General features: G+C 69.8%; 13 protein-coding genes. 12 read left to right on the top strand and 1 reads right to left on the bottom strand.

The window, feature by feature from the left end:
- Positions 1-109: 109 nt before the first annotated feature.
- Complete coding sequence (purU, locus tag ACFXGX_RS26880; RefSeq protein ID WP_384795752.1) at positions 110-982, bottom strand: formyltetrahydrofolate deformylase; 873 nt, start codon at positions 980-982, stop codon at positions 110-112.
- Between the two features lie 219 nt (positions 983-1201).
- Here purU and ACFXGX_RS26885 point away from each other — a divergent pair, with 219 nt between their 5' ends.
- The 12 genes from ACFXGX_RS26885 (at position 1202) to ACFXGX_RS26940 (ending at position 18021) form a co-directional block, all read left to right on the top strand.
- Complete coding sequence (locus ACFXGX_RS26885; protein ID WP_384795754.1) at positions 1202-2671, top strand: aldehyde dehydrogenase family protein; 1470 nt, start codon at positions 1202-1204, stop codon at positions 2669-2671.
- A 20-nt stretch (positions 2672-2691) separates the two neighbouring features.
- Complete coding sequence (locus ACFXGX_RS26890) at positions 2692-3780, top strand: glycine betaine/L-proline ABC transporter ATP-binding protein (protein ID WP_384795756.1); 1089 nt, start codon at positions 2692-2694, stop codon at positions 3778-3780.
- Complete coding sequence (locus ACFXGX_RS26895) at positions 3780-5780, top strand: ABC transporter permease (protein ID WP_384795758.1); 2001 nt, start codon at positions 3780-3782, stop codon at positions 5778-5780. The genes ACFXGX_RS26890 and ACFXGX_RS26895 overlap by 1 nt, the downstream gene beginning before the upstream one ends.
- Positions 5781-5793: 13 nt before the next feature.
- A complete protein-coding gene (locus ACFXGX_RS26900) occupies positions 5794-6762 on the top strand; it encodes an ABC transporter substrate-binding protein (RefSeq protein ID WP_384795760.1) in 969 nt (322 codons plus the stop codon).
- 215 nt (positions 6763-6977) lie between these two features.
- Positions 6978-9416, top strand: coding sequence for an FAD-dependent oxidoreductase (locus ACFXGX_RS26905; RefSeq protein WP_384795762.1), 2439 nt, complete (start codon positions 6978-6980; stop codon positions 9414-9416).
- Between the two features lie 213 nt (positions 9417-9629).
- Positions 9630-10862, top strand: coding sequence for a sarcosine oxidase subunit beta family protein (locus ACFXGX_RS26910; protein WP_384795764.1), 1233 nt, complete (start codon positions 9630-9632; stop codon positions 10860-10862).
- Between the two features lie 11 nt (positions 10863-10873).
- Positions 10874-14110 (top strand): sarcosine oxidase subunit delta family protein, encoded by a 3237-nt coding sequence (locus ACFXGX_RS26915; RefSeq protein ID WP_384795766.1) that lies wholly within the window; start codon positions 10874-10876, stop codon positions 14108-14110.
- Complete coding sequence (locus tag ACFXGX_RS26920; RefSeq protein ID WP_384795768.1) at positions 14103-14705, top strand: sarcosine oxidase subunit gamma; 603 nt, start codon at positions 14103-14105, stop codon at positions 14703-14705. The genes ACFXGX_RS26915 and ACFXGX_RS26920 overlap by 8 nt, the downstream gene beginning before the upstream one ends.
- A gap of 417 nt (positions 14706-15122) precedes the next feature.
- The gene (locus ACFXGX_RS26925; RefSeq protein WP_384795770.1) at positions 15123-15896 is read left to right on the top strand and encodes a HipA family kinase; all 774 of its coding nucleotides are present in this window, start codon (positions 15123-15125) and stop codon (positions 15894-15896) included.
- On the top strand, positions 15893-16276 hold the full coding sequence (locus ACFXGX_RS26930; protein ID WP_384795772.1) for a DUF3037 domain-containing protein: 384 nt from the start codon (positions 15893-15895) through the stop codon (positions 16274-16276). Before ACFXGX_RS26925 ends, ACFXGX_RS26930 begins: the two co-directional genes overlap by 4 nt.
- 204 nt (positions 16277-16480) lie before the next feature.
- On the top strand, positions 16481-17242 hold the full coding sequence (fabG, locus tag ACFXGX_RS26935; RefSeq protein WP_151470604.1) for a 3-oxoacyl-ACP reductase FabG: 762 nt from the start codon (positions 16481-16483) through the stop codon (positions 17240-17242).
- Positions 17243-17259: 17 nt separating this feature from the next.
- Positions 17260-18021, top strand: coding sequence for an SDR family oxidoreductase (locus tag ACFXGX_RS26940; RefSeq protein WP_384795774.1), 762 nt, complete (start codon positions 17260-17262; stop codon positions 18019-18021).
- Positions 18022-18144 lie beyond the last annotated feature (123 nt).

Consider the following 18144-nt stretch of genomic DNA (forward strand, 5'->3'; position numbering starts at 1 on the left):
GCCACCCCCCTGTCGGGGGGGGGGTTTCCCCTCTCCGGGGGGGGGGCCGGTTTTCTTTTGGGGGGGGGGGGGGGCCCAACCCCCCCCCCGCCCCCTTGTGCCGTACTGCTCAGCGGAAGACCACCGTGCGGTTGCCGTCCACCATGACGCGGCTCTCGCTGTGCCACTTCACCGCGTGCGCGAGTACCTGTGCCTCCACGTCCCGCCCGACCGTGACCAGGTCCCCGGGGTCGACTGAGTGGTCCACCCGGACCACGTCCTGCTCGATGATCTGCCCCTCGTCCAGGTCCGAGGTCACGTAGTGCGCCGTCGCGCCCACGAGCTTCACGCCGCGGGCGTAGGCCTGCTCGTACGGGTGCGCGCCCTTGAAGCTGGGGAGGAAGGAGTGGTGGATGTTGATGGCGTGGCCCTCGAGTTGCTTGCACACGTCGTCGGAGAGGATCTGCATGTAGCGGGCCAGCACGACGAGGTCGATGTCCAGCTCGCGTACCAGCTCCAGAAGGCGCGCCTCGGCCTCGGCCTTGGTGTCCTTGGTGACCGGGATGTGGTGGAACGGGACACCGTACGTCTCGGCCAGGCTCTCGAAGTCCCGGTGGTTGGAGACGATCGCCGGGATCTCGATGTTGAGGGCGCCGGTGTGCCGGCGGAAGAGCAGATCGTTCAGGCAGTGGCCGAATTTGGACACCATGATCAGCGTCCGGGTCGGGGTCGACGCCTCGCTCAGGGTCCAGGCGATGCGGTAGGCCTCGGCGACGGGACCGAATCGGTAACGCAGAGTTTTCACGTGCGCGTCAGGGTCGGAGACGTCGAAGTGAACCCTCATGAAGAAGCGGCCCTGGAGTCGGTCGTCGAACTGCTGGCTCTCCAGGATGTTGCCCGAGTTCCTGACGAGGAAGCCGCTCACGGCGTGAACCAGGCCGGCGCTGTCGGGGCACGAGAGGGTGAGGACGTATTCACGGCCAGGTTGCGGTCGAGGGGACATGTGCAGCCTCCGTTGGTGCGTATTGCACAACGCGGTGAGCGATGCGCAACATGGTTGGCCTCGACGGGGTCATCGGTCAAGAGAGAAGCGTTGATGGGCCCCTTGCGAAATCGTCATCCGCCAACCCCTTGACGTAGGTCTGTGACGTTCGTCATGGTGTTCCACCACAAGCAATTGGATGCACGATGCGCAACGCATATCGGCTGAGGGGCTTGGCGCGTGGCAGACCTGTATGTGGCTGGGGAATGGCGCGACGCGGTGGCCGGTGGGCGCCGGGAGATTCGCTGTCCCGCTGATGGCGCGCTCGCCGCGACCGTGTCCGAGGGGACGCGTCCGGACACCGAGGCGGCGATCGCCGCGGCCCGACGGGCTTTCGACGAAGGACCCTGGCCGCACACCCCCGAGCGGGAGCGCGGTGCGCTGCTGCAGCGCACCGCCGACCTCATCGAGCGCGACGCCAAGGAGTTCGCCCGCGCCGAGTCGCTGGACACCGGCAAGCGGCTGGTGGAGAGCGAGTACGACATCGCCGACGTCGTCTCCTGTTTTCGCTACTACGGCGGCATCGGGGGCACGGATGCCGGCCGGGTGATCGACACCGGTCGTGACGACGCCGTCAGCCGTGTCGTCTATGAACCGATCGGCGTGTGCGGGCTCATCACCCCCTGGAACTACCCACTGCTGCAGGCCGGTTGGAAGGTCGCCCCGGCGCTTCTCGCGGGCAACACGATCGTCCTCAAGCCCAGTGAGCTCACCCCCTCCACCTCGATCCTGCTGATGCGGGCACTGGAGGAGGCCGGGCTCCCGGCCGGCGCCGCCAATCTCGTCCTGGGCACAGGCCCCGAGGCGGGCGCACCGCTCTCCGAGGACCCGGCCGTCGACATGGTCTCCTTCACCGGAGGCCTGGAGACCGGCAAGCGCATCATGGCCACCGCCGCCGCGACCGTGAAGAAGGTCGCGCTGGAGCTCGGCGGCAAGAACCCCAACGTGATCTTCGCCGACGCCGACTTCGAGACGGCCGTCGACTTCGCCCTCACGGCCGTGTTCCTGCACTCGGGCCAGGTCTGCTCGGCAGGAGCCCGGCTGATCGTCGAGGACGCGATCCATGACGCCCTGGTCGACGAGGTCGTCCGTCGCGCCCGGCGGATCCGGCTGGGCGGGCCCTTCGACCCCGAGGCCGATACCGGCGCGTTGATCTCCGCGCAGCACCGGGAGAAGGTCGAGGCGTACGTCGCGGCCGGCCTCGCCGAGGGCGCCGTACTGCGCTGCGGCGGTGAACGGCCGGGCGATCCCGCCCTCGCGGACGGCTACTACTACCCGCCGACCGTGCTCGACGCGTGCACGCAGGACATGCGGGTGGTGCACGAGGAGTCCTTCGGACCCGTGCTGACCGTCGAGCGCTTCACCGACGAGGACGATGCCGTACGCATCGCCAACGACACCGAGTACGGACTCGCCGGAGCCGTCTGGACCCAGGACGCCGGGAAGGCCCAGCGGGTCGCCCGGCGACTGCGCCACGGCACGGTGTGGATCAACGACTACCACCCCTACGTGCCGCAAGCGGAATGGGGTGGCTTCGGGCACTCGGGCGTGGGCAGGGAGCTGGGACCGACCGGCCTGGACGAGTACCGAGAGCCCAAGCACATATGGCAGAACATCCAACCCCGGCCGCAGCACTGGTTCCGCGGCTGAACGCCGAAGAGAGGTCGATCGTGACCCCAGCACAGACGGAGGTGCCGCAACGGCGCGGCACGTCCCAGGACTCGGCCCCCACCCCGGTCATATCCGTGCGCAAGCTGTGGAAGGTGTTCGGGCCGAAGGCAGACCAGGTGCCGGACTCCGAGGAGTTGTGCGGGCTCACCCGTCGCGAGTTGATGGACCGCACCGGATGCACCGCCGCCGTGCGCGATGTGAACTTCGAGGTCTCGCCCGGCGAAGTCTTCGTCGTCATGGGTCTGTCCGGCTCCGGGAAGTCCACCCTGGTGCGATGTCTGACCCGGCTGATCGAACCCACCGCGGGGGAGATCGTCTTCGAGGGCGAGGACATCCGCGGCGCGGACGCCAAGCGGCTGAGGGAACTGCGCCGCCGCAAGTTCTCCATGGTCTTCCAGCACTTCGGGCTGCTCCCGCACCGAAGGGTCGTCGACAACGTGTCGTTCGGCCTGGAGATCCGCGGCATGAGCAAGGCCGAGCGCACCCGGCGGGCGCTCGAGGTCGTCGAACTGGTCGGCCTCTCCGGCTACGAGAACTCCTACCCCGACCAGCTCTCCGGCGGTATGCAGCAGCGCGTCGGCCTTGCCCGGGCGCTGGCCGGGGACCCGGACGTACTCCTCTTCGACGAACCGTTCTCTGCGCTCGACCCGCTGATCCGCCGGGACATGCAGAACGAGGTCATCCGGCTGCACCACGAGGTCGGCAAGACGATGGTGTTCGTCACCCACGACCTGTCCGAGGCGCTCAAGCTGGGTGACCGCATCCTCATCATGCGCGACGGAAAGACGGTCCAGTGCGGCACCGGTGACGAGCTGGTCGGCGCCCCGGCCGACGACTACGTACGCGAGTTCGTCAAGGACGTGCCGCGCGGCGACGTACTCACCCTGCGCTGGATCATGCGCGCGCCGGAGGACGGCGACGAACTGGACGGCCCCGAGCTGGGCCCGGACGTCGTGGTGAAGGAGGCCACCCGGGCGGTGCTCGCGGCCGACAAGCCCGTCAAGGTCGTCGAGAACGGCAAGCTGCTCGGCATCGTCGGCGACGAGGAGATCCTCGCGGTGGTCGCCGGGCAGGAAGGCGGCGCGTGATGACCGTCGCCATCGAGAAACCCGGCGAAGCGGAGGCTGTGGAACCGGCCGCGCCCGCCAAGGGCGCGCGCAAGGTCGGCCGGCCGATGATGATCGGCGCGATCCTCGTCGTCTGGCTGGTGCTGTTCGCCGTCCTGCGCGGAAAGCAGACCCTGTCCCTGGCGGCGGCGGACCTGACCGATCTGCACCGGTGGATCAACGACCTCAACGACTCCATCGGCGCCAACCGCAACTCCAGTCCGCTCTTCCTGTACTTCTTCAACGAGATCCGGCTGGTCATCGACAACCTGGTGACCTTCATCCAGCACCTGATCTCCCAGCCGTCCGGGGCCCGCCCGGTCCCGCAGATCGGCTGGCTCGGCGTCGTCGGCATCGCGGGGTACGTCTCCTGGGCCGTGGGGAACTGGCGGGTCGCGCTGCTGGCCGTGGCGGGCTTCACCTTCTTCGGGCTCCAGGGGCTGTGGCAGGAGAGCATGGACACCCTTGCCCTCACCCTCTCCGCGGTGTTCGTGGCCCTGCTGTTCGCGATCCCGCTCGGGGTGTGGGCCGGGCTGTCCGACCGGTTCAACCGGATCATGACGCCCTTCCTGGACTTCATGCAGACGATGCCGACCTTCGTCTATCTGGCACCGCTGACCCTGTTCTTCCTCATCGGTGGAGCGTCCGCCACCATCGCCACCGTGATCTACGCGGCCCCGCCGACGATCCGCATCACCGCGCACGCCATCCGCAACGTGTCCAAGACGACCGTCGAGGCGGCCGACTCCCTGGGCGCCACCCGCCGTCAGTCCCTGCTGAAGGTCCTGCTGCCGATGTCCAGACGGACCGTGGTGATGGGCGTCAACCAGACCATCATGGCCGCCCTGGCCATGGTGACCATCGCGGCCCTGATCAACGCGCCCGGCCTCGGCGCGAACGTCATCCAGGCACTGCAGTCGCTCGACGTCGGCACGGCCTTCAACGCGGGCCTCGCCATCGTGGTCATGGCGATCGTCCTGGACCGGGTCACGACCGCGGCCGGCGCCCGCGAGGAGTACGCGCGGCGCTCCAGGAACACCTTCGTGAAGTGGCGGCGGCCGCTGCTGGGAGCGGGCGCGGTGGTCACGGCGGTTCTGATCCACCTGTCGCACACCTATCTGTGGGCGGCGGACTTCCCCGGCGATGGCACCATCGGCAGCCAGATCGCGAGCGCGGCGGACACCGCGACCAACTGGGCGCAGGACAACCTGTCGGGTCTGACCAACGCGATCCGCGACATCATCACCAACGGCCTGCTCAATCCGTTCCAGACGCTGCTCACCGACTCCCCGTGGTGGCTCGTCGGCGCGGTGCTGGTTGCGCTGGGCGTGGTGTTCGGCGGCTGGAAGGCCGGGGTCACCACGGCCGTGTGCGTGGGTCTGCTGGTCGGCACAGGTGTGTGGTCGGACGGCATGACGACGCTGGCCTCGACGCTCGTCGCCACGGTGCTGGTGATGGTGCTCGGCATCGTCTTCGGCGTGTGGATGGGGCGCAGCATGCTCGTGGACCGGTTGATCCGGCCCACCCTGGACGCGGCCCAGGTCATGCCGCCGTTCGTCTACCTCGTACCGTTCCTCGCGCTGTTCGGCGCCACCCGCTTCACGGCCATCGTCGCGGCGGTCGTCTACGGGGCGCCCGTCACGATGAAGATCATCGCGGACGGGATCCGGGCCGTGCCCGAGGCCACCGTGGAAGCGGCCACCTCCGCCGGGTGCAGCACCTGGCAGATCATCACCAAGGTCCAACTGCCGATGTCACGCGGTGCCCTGACGCTCGCGACGAACCAGGGCCTGATCTACGTGCTGTCGATGGTTGTGGTGGGCGGCCTGGTGGGAGCGGGCGCCCTCGGCTATGACGTCGTGGCCGGATTCTCACAGGGGCAGCTGTACGGGAAGGGGCTTGCGGCGGGTCTCGCCATCGTCCTTCTCGGAGTCATGTTCGACCGGATCACTCAGGCAGCGGCGCGACGCGCGAGCGCTTAAGGAGCACGACACCATGGCAAGACACTGGCGAGCCGGCGCGGCCGGCCTGGCCGTCCTCGGCCTCACACTCACCGCGTGCGGAGGGGCGAAGGTCGGCGACTCCTCCGCGGGTTCGAAGGACACGGGCGGCTCCGGCAAGTGCGGATCGTTCAACCTCGCGGTCAACCCGTGGGTGGGCTACGAGGCCGACGCGGCGGTCGTCGCATACGTCGCGCAGCACAACCTCGGCTGTACGGTCACCAAGAAGAACCTGAAGGAAGAGATCGCCTGGCAGGGCTTCGGTACCGGCGAGGTCGACGCCATCCTGGAGAACTGGGGCCACGACGACCTGGCGAAGAAGTACATCAGCGGCCAGAAGACCGCCGTCGACGCCGGACAGACCGGCAACAAAGGCATCATCGGCTGGTATGTGCCGCCGTGGCTGGCCAAGGCGCACCCCGACATCCTCGAATGGAAGAACGTCAACAAGTACGCGTCGAAGTTCAAGACGTCCGAGTCGGGCGGCAAGGGCCAGCTCCTGGACGGCGACCCGTCGTACGTCACGAACGACGCGGCGCTGGTGAAGAACCTGAAGCTGGACTTCAAGGTGGTGTACGCGGGCAGCGAGACCGCCCTCATCCAGGCCTTCCGCAACGCCGAGAAGAACAAGCAGTGGGTGATCGGCTATTTCTATGAGCCGCAGTGGTTCCTGTCCGAGGTTCCGCTGAAGAAGGTCTCCCTGCCCGAGTACACGACGGGCTGTGACGCCGATGCGGCGAAGGTCGCCTGCGACTATCCCGTGTACGACCTCAACAAGATCGTCAGCGCCAAGTTCGCCAAGTCGGGCAGCCCCGCCTACAACCTGGTGAAGAACTTCAACTGGACGAACGACGACCAGAACACCGTCGCCAAGTACATCGCCCAGGACAAGATGACCGACGTGGCGGCGGCGAAGAAGTGGGTCGACGCCAACAAGGACAAGGTGGACGCCTGGCTCAAGTAGGCCGAGGCCACGAGCCGGTCGGACATGCCCGGCGGGCGGTGCGTGCAGGTGCGCGCCGCCCGCCGGGCATTGCCGTGTTCCGGGCGGTTCCCGGCCTGCTTCCGAACGTCACGGACCCCTTGACACCCCCTCCCCGCGACAGGCACATTGAGTTGCGCAACCTGAACTATGTTGCGCAGACAGCAACTCACGGTGTGGATTTCGGAGGTGCGGCGATGGCGGGACCCCGAGTGGTGATCATCGGAGCAGGCGTCGTGGGAGCGGCCCTCGCCGACGAGATCTCCGCGCGCGGCTGGACCGATGTGACCGTGGTCGACCAGGGCCCGCTGCCGGCCACGGGAGGCTCCACCTCACACGCGCCGGGCCTCGTCTTCCAGACGAACTCCTCCAAGACCATGACCGAGTTGGCCCGCTACACGGTCGAGAAGTTCTGTTCCCTCGACGTCGACGGCGAGCCCTGCTTCCTCCAGGTCGGCGGCCTCGAAGTGGCGACCACCCCCGAGCGCGTCGCCGAACTGCACCGCCGCCACGGCTGGATCACCGCCTGGGGCATCGAGGCCCGGCTGCTGAGCCCCGAGGAGTGCGTCGAACAGCACCCGCTCGTCAACCCGGACAGGGTCCTCGGCGGCCTCCTCGTACCGACCGACGGCCTGGCCAAGGCCGTCCTCGCCGTCGAGGCGCAGATCCGCCGGGCCACCGGGCGCGGCGTACGCTTCCTCGCCCGCCACGAGGTCCTCGAAGTCCACCAGAGCGAGGGCCGCGTCACCGGCGTCCTCACCGACCAGGGCGAGATCCCCGCCGACATCGTCGTATGCTGCGCCGGCATCTGGGGCCCGAGGATCGCCCGCATGGTCGGCATGAACCTCCCGCTCACCCCGCTCGGCCACCAACTCGCCTGGACCGGCCCGGTACCGGCGCTCGCGGGCCAGACCGAGGAGGCCGTGCGCCCGATCCTGCGCCACCAGGACGCCGACCTCTACTACCGCGACCGCTTCGACGGCATCGGCATCGGCTACTACGGCCACCGCCCGATGCCCGTCTCCGCCGATGACATCCTCTCCGTGGACGCGGCCGACGAGATGCCGTCGGTCCTGAAGTTCACCGAGGACGACTTCGAGGACGCCTGGAGCGAGACGCGGGCCCTGCTCCCCGCGACGCGCGAGGCCAAGGTCGAGGAGGGCATCAACGGTCTGTTCTCCTTCACGACCGACGGCCAGCCGCTCCTCGGCGAGTCCCCGGACGTCAAGGGCTTCTGGGTCGCCGAGGCCGTCTGGGTCACCCACTCCGCCGGCGTCGGCCGGGCCATGGCCGAATGGCTGGTCGACGGCTACTGCTCGTCCTTCGATCTGCACGAGTGCGACGTCAACCGTTTCGAACCGCACCAGCTCGCCCCCGAGTACGTCCTGGCCCGCGACTGCCGGAACTTCGTCGAGGTCTACGACATCCTGCACCCGCTCCAGCCGTCGGGGGACCCGCGCCCGATCCGCACGAGCCCCTTCCACGCCCGCCAGCAGGACCTCGGCGCCTTCTTCCTGGAGGCGAACGGCTGGGAGCGCCCCCAGTGGTACGAGGCCAACGCGAGCCTGCTGGAAGGCCGTTCCATCCCGACCCCGAACGACTGGGCCGCGCGCTACTGGTCCCCGATCGTCGGCGCCGAGGCGCAGGCCACCCGCGAGACCGTCGCGATGTACGACATGACGGCGCTCAAGCGCCTTGAGGTCTCCGGCCCCGGTGCCGCCGCCTTCCTGGAGGGGCTGTCCACCGGCAAGATCGACAAGTCCGTCGGCTCCGTCACGTACACCCTCCTGCTGGACGAGAACGGCGGCATCCGCAGCGATGTCACCGTCGCCCGGCTGGCCCGCGACCTCTTCCAGGTCGGCGCCAACGGCAACCTGGACCTCGACTGGTTCACCCGCCACCTCCCCGCCGAGGGCACGGTCCAGGTCCGTGACATCACCCCGGGCACCTGCTGCGTCGGCCTGTGGGGCCCGCTCGCCCGCAAGGCCCTGCAGTCCCTCACCGACACGGACTTCTCCAACGACGGCCTGAAGTACTTCCGCGCCAAGCGCGCCCACATCGGCTCCGTCCCCGTCACCGCGATGCGCCTCTCGTACGTCGGTGAGCTCGGCTGGGAGCTGTACACCACCGCCGACCTGGGCCAGAAGCTGTGGGACACCCTGTGGCGGGCGGCCGAGCCGCTGGGCGGCATCATCGCAGGGCGCGGCGCCTTCAACAGCCTCCGCCTGGAGAAGGGGTACCGCTCCTTCGGCACGGACATGACCTACGAGCACGACCCCTACGAGGCCGGCGTCGGCTTCGCCGTCAAGCTCGACAAGGGCGACTTCATCGGCAAGGCGGCCCTTGAGCGACGTAAGACCGACGTACGACGCAAGCTGACCTGCCTCACCATCGACGACCCGCAGTCCGTCGTCATGGGCAAGGAGCCGGTGTACGTGGGTGACCGTGCCGTCGGTTACGTCACCAGCGCCGCCTACGGCTACACGATCGGCAAGGGCATCGCCTACGCCTGGCTCCCGGCGGAACTCGCCACCCCCGGTACCACCGTGCACATCGGGTACTTCGGCCGGCGCGTCGAGGCGGCCGTCGCCGAGGAGCCCCTGTTCGACCCGACCATGTCCCGCCTCCGCGGATAGTGCCCGGCGCCGACTCCGAGAGAAGGAGCACTGCCGGTCATCCGGACTCGGCCCCGGTCGCCGGGTGGCTCGCGCCGATGCCCGGGGGTGCAGGACCCATGAGGCGGGCCGTGCTGCTCGCCGAGGCCGCCGAGAGGAAGACGAACGCCGTATGAACGTGACGGCACCCGAGCACCCGCTGAATCATCACCCTTCAGAAGGCGGAGACGTCCGATGAGCTCCCATACCCCAGGCGCCGGCCTCCCGGACCACCCGGACTTCCTCTGGCGCACACCCGAGCCGAAGCGTTCGTACGACGTGGTGATCGTGGGCGGCGGCGGCCACGGCCTCGCCACCGCCCACTACCTGGCGAAGAACCACGGCATCACCAACGTCGCCGTGCTGGAGAAGGGATGGCTGGCGGGCGGCAACATGGCCCGCAACACCACGATCATCCGCTCCAACTACCTGTGGGACGAGAGCGCCGGCATCTACGAGCACGCGCTCAAGCTGTGGGAGGGACTCGGGGAGGAGCTCGACTACCCGATCCTCTTCTCCCAGCGCGGTGTGCTGAACCTCGCCCACAGCCTCCAGGACGTCCGCGACAGCGTGCGCCGCGTCGAGGCGAACCGCCTCAACGGCGTTGACGCGGAGTGGCTCGACGCGGACGGCGTCAAGGAAGTCTGCCCGATCGTCAACATCTCGCCGGACGTGCGCTATCCGGTCCTGGGCGCCACCTACCAGCCGCGCGCCGGCATCGCCAAGCACGACTACGTGGCGTGGGGCCTGGCCCGCTCGGCGGACGCGGCCGGCATCGACATCATCCAGAATTGCGAGGTCACCGGCCTGGACGTGGTCGGCAACCGCGTGGTCGGGGTCCGGACGAACCTCGGCCCCATCGCGGCGGGCAAGGTGGCACTCTGCTCGGCGGGCCACACCTCGGTCCTGGCCGCCATGGCCGGCATCGAACTCCCCGTCCAGAGCCATCCGTTGCAGGCGCTCGTGTCGGAGCTGCTGGAGCCGGTGCACCCGACGGTCGTCATGTCCAACGCGGTCCACGTGTACGTCAGCCAGGCACACAAGGGCGAGCTGGTGATGGGCGCGGGCATCGACTCGTACAACTCCTACACCCAGCGCGGTGCCTTCCACATCATCGAAGAACAGATGTCCGCGGCCCTGGAGCTCTTCCCCGTCTTCGCCCGCGCCCATGTGCTGCGCACCTGGGGCGGCATCGTGGACGTCAGCCCCGACGCATCGCCGATCATCGGGCTCAGCCCCGTCGACAATCTCTACCTCAACTGCGGCTGGGGCACGGGTGGCTTCAAGGCCACGCCGGGTGTGGGCTGGGTCTACGCCCACACCATCGCCCACGACACCCCGCACGCCCTCAACGCCCCCTTCTCGCTCGACCGTTTCACCACCGGCGCGCTCGTCGACGAGCACGGCGCCGCCGCGGTGGCCCACTAGGGAGCCCAACCATGCTGCTCATCCCCTGCCCGTGGTGCGGGCCCCGCGACGAGGCCGAGTTCCACTACGGCGGCCAGGCCCACGTGCCGTACCCCGAGGACCCGTCGGCCCTCACCGACCAGGAGTGGGCCCGCTACCTGTTCTTCCGCGACAACCCGAAGGGCCCCTTCGCCGAGCGCTGGAGCCACGCGGCGGGCTGCCGCAAATGGTTCAACGCGGTACGGGACACGGCCACGAACGAGATCCTGGCGGTGTACCGGGCGGGTGAGGAACGCCCGGCGACGCCTGAGCCCCGCCCGGTGCACTCAGCCTGTCCGTCTGCGGACAAGGCCCCTTCAGGGCCGACGGGGGTCCAGGGGGCGGAGCCCCTTCAGGACGGGACGGGTGCCGGCGGCGGGGGCGCCGCATCCATCAGCGGCTCCGCCGCGGTCCGGCCGTTCCGCCACCCCACCCGCGGCCGAATCCACCGCGACGTCCCCCTCACCTTCACCTTCGACGGCACCGACTACCAGGGCTACCGCGGCGACACCCTCGCCTCCGCCCTCCTCGCCAACGGCGTCATCGAGGCCGGCACCAGCATCAAGTTCGGCCGCCCCCGAGGCATCTTCTCGGCCGGTGTGGAGGAGCCCAACGCGGTCGTCCAGATCGAGACGCCCTTCCCCGAGCCGATGCTCCCCGCGACCACCGTCGAGCTCTACGACGGCCTGGTCGCGAGCAGCCTTCCCGGCCAGGGCCGCCTCGCCACCGAACCGGACCCCGCCCGCTACGACGCCGTACACGCCCACTGCGACCTGCTGGTCGTCGGCGCGGGACCGGCCGGCCTCGCCGCGGCGGCGGCCGCCGCCCTCAGCGGGGCCCGTGTCATCCTCGCCGACGAGCAACCGGAGCCGGGCGGCAGCCTCCTGGGCACGGCCGAACACCTCGACTGGGTGGCGGACGTCACCGGGCGGCTCGACAACGCCCCCGAGGTGCGCGTCCTGCGCCGCACCACCGTCTTCGGCCACTACGACGACAACCACCTCCTCGCCGTCGAACGCCGTACCAACCACCTCGGCGCCGACGCCCCCGAGCACGTCTCCCGCGAGCGCGTCTGGCGCATCCGGGCACGGCGTGTCGTCCTGGCCACCGGCGCCCACGAGCGCTCGCTGGCGTTCGCGGGCAACGACCGCCCCGGTGTGATGCTCGCCGCCTCGGCCCGCACCTACGTCAACCGCCACGGTGTGCTGCCCGGCCGCCACGCGGTCGTCCTCACCACCAACGACAGTGCCTACGCGGCAGCGCTGGACCTCACCGCGGCGGGCGTGGACATCGCGGCGATCGTCGACACCCGCCCCGCACCGGGAGAGTGGGCGGAGCGCGCTCGCCAGGCGGGCATCGAGGTGGTGGCCGGGCACGCCGTCACCGGCACGGAGGGCGACGCCCGGCTCACCGCGGTGAGCGTCGCCCCGTACGGAGACTCCGTGGGACAGCGGGAGTTCACGGCCGACCTGCTGCTGGTCTCCGGCGGCTGGAACCCGGTGGCCCACCTGTTCAGCCAGTCGGGCGGCACACTGCGGTACGACGAGGCACTGGGCTCCTTCGTGCCGGACACCTGCCGGCAGGCGGTCGAGGTCGTGGGCAGCGCGAGCGGCGTCCTGGATCCGGCCGAGGTCCTGGCCCAGGGCGCCGCCGCCGGTGCCCGCGCGATCGAGGCCGAGGGCTACACCCCGCGGGCGCCCCGCCTGCCGGCGGTGGCCGCACAGCCGCGGCGGACACCGGCGATGCACGTGTACGTCGTCCCCGGTGCTTCGGACGCCCCCCGCTTCGTCGACCTCCAACGCGACGTCACCGTCGACGACCTGGCCCGAGCGGCCGGCGCCGGTCTGCGCTCGGTCGAGCACACCAAGCGCTACACGACGGCGGGCACCGCCAACGACCAGGGCAAGACCTCCGGGGTCCTGGCCAGTGGCGTCGTCGCCGAACTGCTCGGCGTGGACATCTCCGCGCTCGGCACGACCACGTTCCGGCCGCCGTACACGCCGGTCTCCTTCGCGGCGCTCGCCGGCCGCGACCGCGGCGCCCTGAGCGACCCGGTCCGCACGACCGCCCTCCACGAGTGGCATGTCTCGCACGGAGCCCTCTTCGAGAACGTCGGCCAGTGGAAGCGCCCCTGGTACTACCCGCAGGACGGCGAGGACATGAAGGCCGCGGTCCTGCGCGAGTGCGCCGCCGCCCGCGACAGCGTCGCCTTCATGGACGCCTCCACGCTCGGCAAGATCGACGTACAGGGCCCGGACGCGGGTGTCTTCCTCGACCGGCTCTACACCAACATGATGAGCACCCTGAAGGTCGGCATGATCCGCTACGGCGTCCTGTGCCGCCCGGACGGCATGGTCTTCGACGACGGCACCGTCATCCGCCTCGCCCGGAACCGCTTCGTGGTCACCACCACGACCGGCAACGCGGCCGTCGTACTGGACTGGATGGAGGAGTGGCTGCAGACCGAGTGGCCCGGCCTGAAGGTCCACTGCACGTCCGTGACCGAACAGTGGGCCACCGTCGCCCTCGTCGGCCCCCGCTCCCGTGACGTTCTCGGCGCGCTGGCACCCCAACTGGCCGTGGCCAACGACGACTTCCCGTTCATGGCATGGCGGGAGACGGCCGTCGCGGGCATCGAGGCCAGGGTGTGCCGGATCAGCTTCTCCGGCGAACTCGCCTACGAGATCAACGTGTCCCCCTGGGAAGCGCTCACCCTGTGGCAGGCGCTGCGTGAGGCCGGTTCCCCGTACGGCATCACCCCGTACGGCACCGAGACCATGCATGTACTGCGCGCCGAGAAGGGCTACCCCATCATCGGTCAGGACACCGACGGCACCGTCACGCCGCAGGACCTCGGCATGAACTGGGTGGTGTCGAAGAAGAAGCCCGACTTCATCGGCAAGCGCTCCTACGCCCGTGCCGACAGCGTCCGCCCCGACCGCAAGCACTTGGTCGGCCTTCTCCCCGAGGACCCGGGCACCTTCCTTCCCGAAGGCACCCACCTGGTCGCCGACAGCGAACTGCCCGCGCCGCCCGTCCCGATGCTCGGCCACGTCACCTCCAGCTACCGCAGTGCCGCCCTCGGCCGGACCTTCGCGCTCGCCCTGATCAAGGGCGGCCGGGACCGCATCGGCGAGCGGCTGTACGCCTCCGTCGGCGAGCGGCTGGTCCCGGTGACCGTCGCAAGCCCCGTCCTCTACGACCCCGAGGGAGCCCGTCGCGATGGCTGACACCGCTCTGACCGCCCCGCCCCGCAGCCCCTTGTCTCAGGTCACGGACCGCCTGGCCGCCGTGACCCGCGCCTCAGGGGGCGCGATCCGGCTGGCCGAACTTCCCTTCCTGGCTCAGATCAACGTGCGCCTCGACGCCAAGGGAGCGGCGGCGGACGCCCTCGGGCTCGCGCTGGGCCTGCAACTGCCCCTCGAACCCAACACCGTCGTACGTGCCCGGGACCTGACCGTGCTGTGGCTCGGCCCGGACGAATGGCTGCTGGTCGGCACGCCCGGCAGTGAACGGGACCTGGAGAGCCGTATCCGGGAGGCGGCGGGAGACGAGCCCGTCTCCGTCACCGACGTCTCCGCCCAGCGCACCACGCTCCTCGTGACGGGTCCCCGCGCCCCCGATCTGCTGGCGCACGGCTGCGCGCTGGATCTGCATCCGAGGGCCTTCGGCTCCGGCCGTTGCGCCCAGACGACGCTGGGCCGCACACAGGTCGTCCTGGTCTCCAGGAACGAACCCAGGGCCGGGTTCTGGGTACTGGTCCGTTCGTCCTTCGCCGGCTATCTGGCGGACTGGTTGCTGGACGCGGCGACGGAGTACGTCTGAGCGACCTCGGCGGGGTTGCCCCCGTCGCCCTTGCCCGTGACCTTGCGGCACGTCCCTCAATCCCCCGGAGCATGGCGCGGCCATCAGCGTCTTCGACCTGTTCTCCATCGGCATCGGCCCGTCCGGCTTCGTATCGCGGCAGGCTGTGCACGGCCTGCGTCGCGGGGGACGTTCGGCACCGTGGCTCGGGCACTTCTCACGGAGCGGTCACCCTCGGTTACTATGCTCACTTCATGCTGGAGGCCGGGAGCAAGGGGCGCACCGTCATGTGACGGGATGTTCGGGAAGCAGGGAGGCCGGCGTGCCCGTCGGAACTCCCCAGATTCTCCTCAGGGCCGACGCCGCAGATTTCCTGGAGCGGGCACGTCTGGAGCTGATCGTGGAGTGTAAGGCTAATGACTCGGGTGGCCTGGGAAAATGCTGACTGAGGTCGCTGTGACCCGCTACATCACGCCGTTGCGCGAGGGCGGCTCGCTGCCCGGACTCGTCGAGGCCGACGACCTCGGGACGTACGTCATGAAGTTCACCGGCGCCGGACAGGGGCGCAAGACGCTCGTCGCGGAGGTCGTCTGCGGTGAACTCGCCCGCCGACTCGGCCTGCGGGTGCCCGGTCTGGTCACGATCGGCCTCGACCCGGTCCTCGGGCTCGGCGAACCGGACCAGGAGGTCCAGGACCTGCTGAAGTCGAGCGGCGGCCCGAACCTCGGGATGGACTTCCTCCCGCGCGCCATCGGCTTCGACCCCCTCGCTTTCGAGGTGAGCGCCGCGGAAGCCGGCCGGATCGTCTGGTTCGACGCCCTCGTCAACAACGTCGACCGCTCCTGGCGCAACCCCAACCTGCTGATGTGGCACGGCGATCTGTGGCTCATCGACCACGGCGCCACGATGATCTGGCACCACCACTGGCCCGGAGCCGAGACCTCCGCCGCCAAGCCGTACGACATCTCCGACCACGCGCTCGCCCCCTTCCGCCCCGACATCGCCTCGGCCGCCGCCGAACTGGCCCCGCTGGTGACCGAGGAGCTGCTCGCCGAGGTCACGGCCGAGATCCCCGAAGCCTGGCTGGCCGGCGAACCGGGCTTCGACACGGTCGACGCGCTGCGGCGCGCCTACGCACGGCCGCTGCTGGCACGCGCCGCCGTCATCCACGAGCGGATCAAGGGCCTCGACGGCACCGGGAGGGACAAGTGAACGAGCGGAACGTCTTCGAATACGCGCTGCTGCGCGTGGTGCCGCGGGTCGAGCGCGGCGAGTGCTTCAACGCGGGCGTGCTGGTGTACTGCCGCGCCCACTCCTTCGTCGCCGCCCGCACCCATCTGGACGAGAGCAAGCTGTTCGCACTCGACCCGGACGCGGACGTGCCGGGCGTACGGGCCGCGCTGCGCGCCGTCGAGGGAGTCTGCGCCGGTGGAGAAGCCGCTGGTCAGGCGGCGGGTGACGATGCCGGGCGGCGTTTTCGCTGGCTGATCGCGCCGCGTTCGACGGTGGTCCAGCCGGGGCCCGTGCACACCGGCCTGACGGCCGATCCCGCGGCCGAGACCGAGCGGTTGCTCCAGCTCCTGGTCAGGTAATGGATCACATGCGCGCGGTGCGCCGTTGACACCGGGTGCCAGGGCTTCTAGCGTCACGTCTGCTGAAGGTACTAAGCGGTCGCTCACCGGACGGGCGTACCGTATGAGCCGCGGGCCTTCCGGGACCCCCGAAGACTCCGCAAGGTTGTCGAGACAGCTTGGCCGGGCTTGAGCCGGCTTTTCCAAGGGCGAGGAGAACCAGCAATGTCCACCACTGAGCAGCGCGTCGCCGTAGTCACCGGTGCCGCGCGCGGCATCGGTGCCGCGACCGCCGTACGACTGGCCGCGGAGGGCCGCGCCGTCGCGGTGATCGACCTCGACGAGGCCGCGTGCAAGGACACCGTCGAGAAGATCACGGCCGCCGGCGGCAAGGCTCTCGCGGTCGGCTGCGACGTCTCCGACGAGGCCCAGGTGGAGGCCGCCGTCGCGCGGATCGCCGAGGAGCTCGGCGCGCCGACCATCCTGGTGAACAACGCGGGTGTCCTCCGTGACAACCTGCTGTTCAAGATGAGCGCGTCCGACTGGGACACCGTCATGAACGTGCACCTGCGCGGCGCCTTCCTGATGGCGAAGGCCGTCCAGAAGTACATGGTCGAGGCCAAGTTCGGCCGCATCGTCAACCTGTCGTCCTCGTCGGCGCTGGGCAACCGCGGCCAGGCCAACTACTCCACCGCCAAGGCCGGTCTCCAGGGCCTCACCAAGACCCTGGCCATCGAGCTCGGCAAGTTCGGTGTGACCGCGAACGCCGTGGCGCCCGGCTTCATCGTCACCGACATGACCGCCGCCACCGCCGCCCGCGTCGGGATGGACTTCGACGACTTCCAGGCCGCCGCCGCGACCCAGATCCCCGTGCAGCGCGTCGGCAACCCCGACGACATCGCCAACTCCATCGCCTTCTTCACCGGCGAGGCCGCCGGATTCGTCTCGGGCCAGGTGCTGTACGTGGCCGGCGGACCGCTCAACTAGACGCAGGGGAGACGCACATGACCACGCTTCCCGAACTCTCGGGCAACGTCGCGCTCATCACGGGCGCGAGCCGCGGCATCGGCTACGGCATCGCGGAGGCCCTGATCGCCCGCGGCGACCGGGTCTGCATCACGGGCCGCAACGAGGACGCCCTCAAGGAGGCCGTCGAGACGCTCGGCGCCGACCGCGTCATCGCCGTGGCCGGCAAGGCCCACGACGAGGCCCACCAGGCCGTCGCCGTCGAGCGCACCATGGAGGCGTTCGGCCGCGTCGACTTCCTGGTCAACAACGCCGGTACGAACCCGGTGTTCGGGCCGATCGCCGAACTGGACCTCAACGTGGCGCGGAAGGTCTTCGAGACCAACGTCGTCTCGGCGCTCGGCTTCGCCCAGCAGACCTGGAAGGCCTGGCAGGGCGAGAACGGCGGCGCGATCGTCAACATCGCCTCGGTCGCCGGCCTCGCGCCCTCGCCGTTCATCGGCGCGTACGGCATCAGCAAGGCCGCGATGATCAACCTGACCGTGCAGCTCGCGCACGAGTTCGCGCCCAAGGTCCGGGTCAACGCCATCGCGCCCGCCGTGGTGAAGACGAAATTTGCGGCCGCACTCTACGAGGGCCGCGAGGCGGAGGCCGCCGCGGCCTACCCGCTCGGCCGGCTCGGCGTGCCCTCCGACATCGGCGGCGCCGCCGCCTTCCTCACCTCGCAGCAGTCGGACTGGGTCACCGGTCAGACGCTCGTGGTCGACGGCGGGATGTTCCTCAACGCCGGAGTCGAGTGACAGCCGAGTGACACCAGGACCGGGGGGGGGGGGGGGTGCCCCGGGCCGCCCGGCGGACCCGCGGGGAAGTTACTTAGTGAGAAGAAATATTAAAAACAGACCGTCGGGGACTCGCGAGGTGGG

Origin of the sequence: Streptomyces sp. NPDC059371 (genome assembly GCF_042751995.1) — a bacterium.
Classification (GTDB): Bacteria; Actinomycetota; Actinomycetes; order Streptomycetales; family Streptomycetaceae; genus Streptomyces.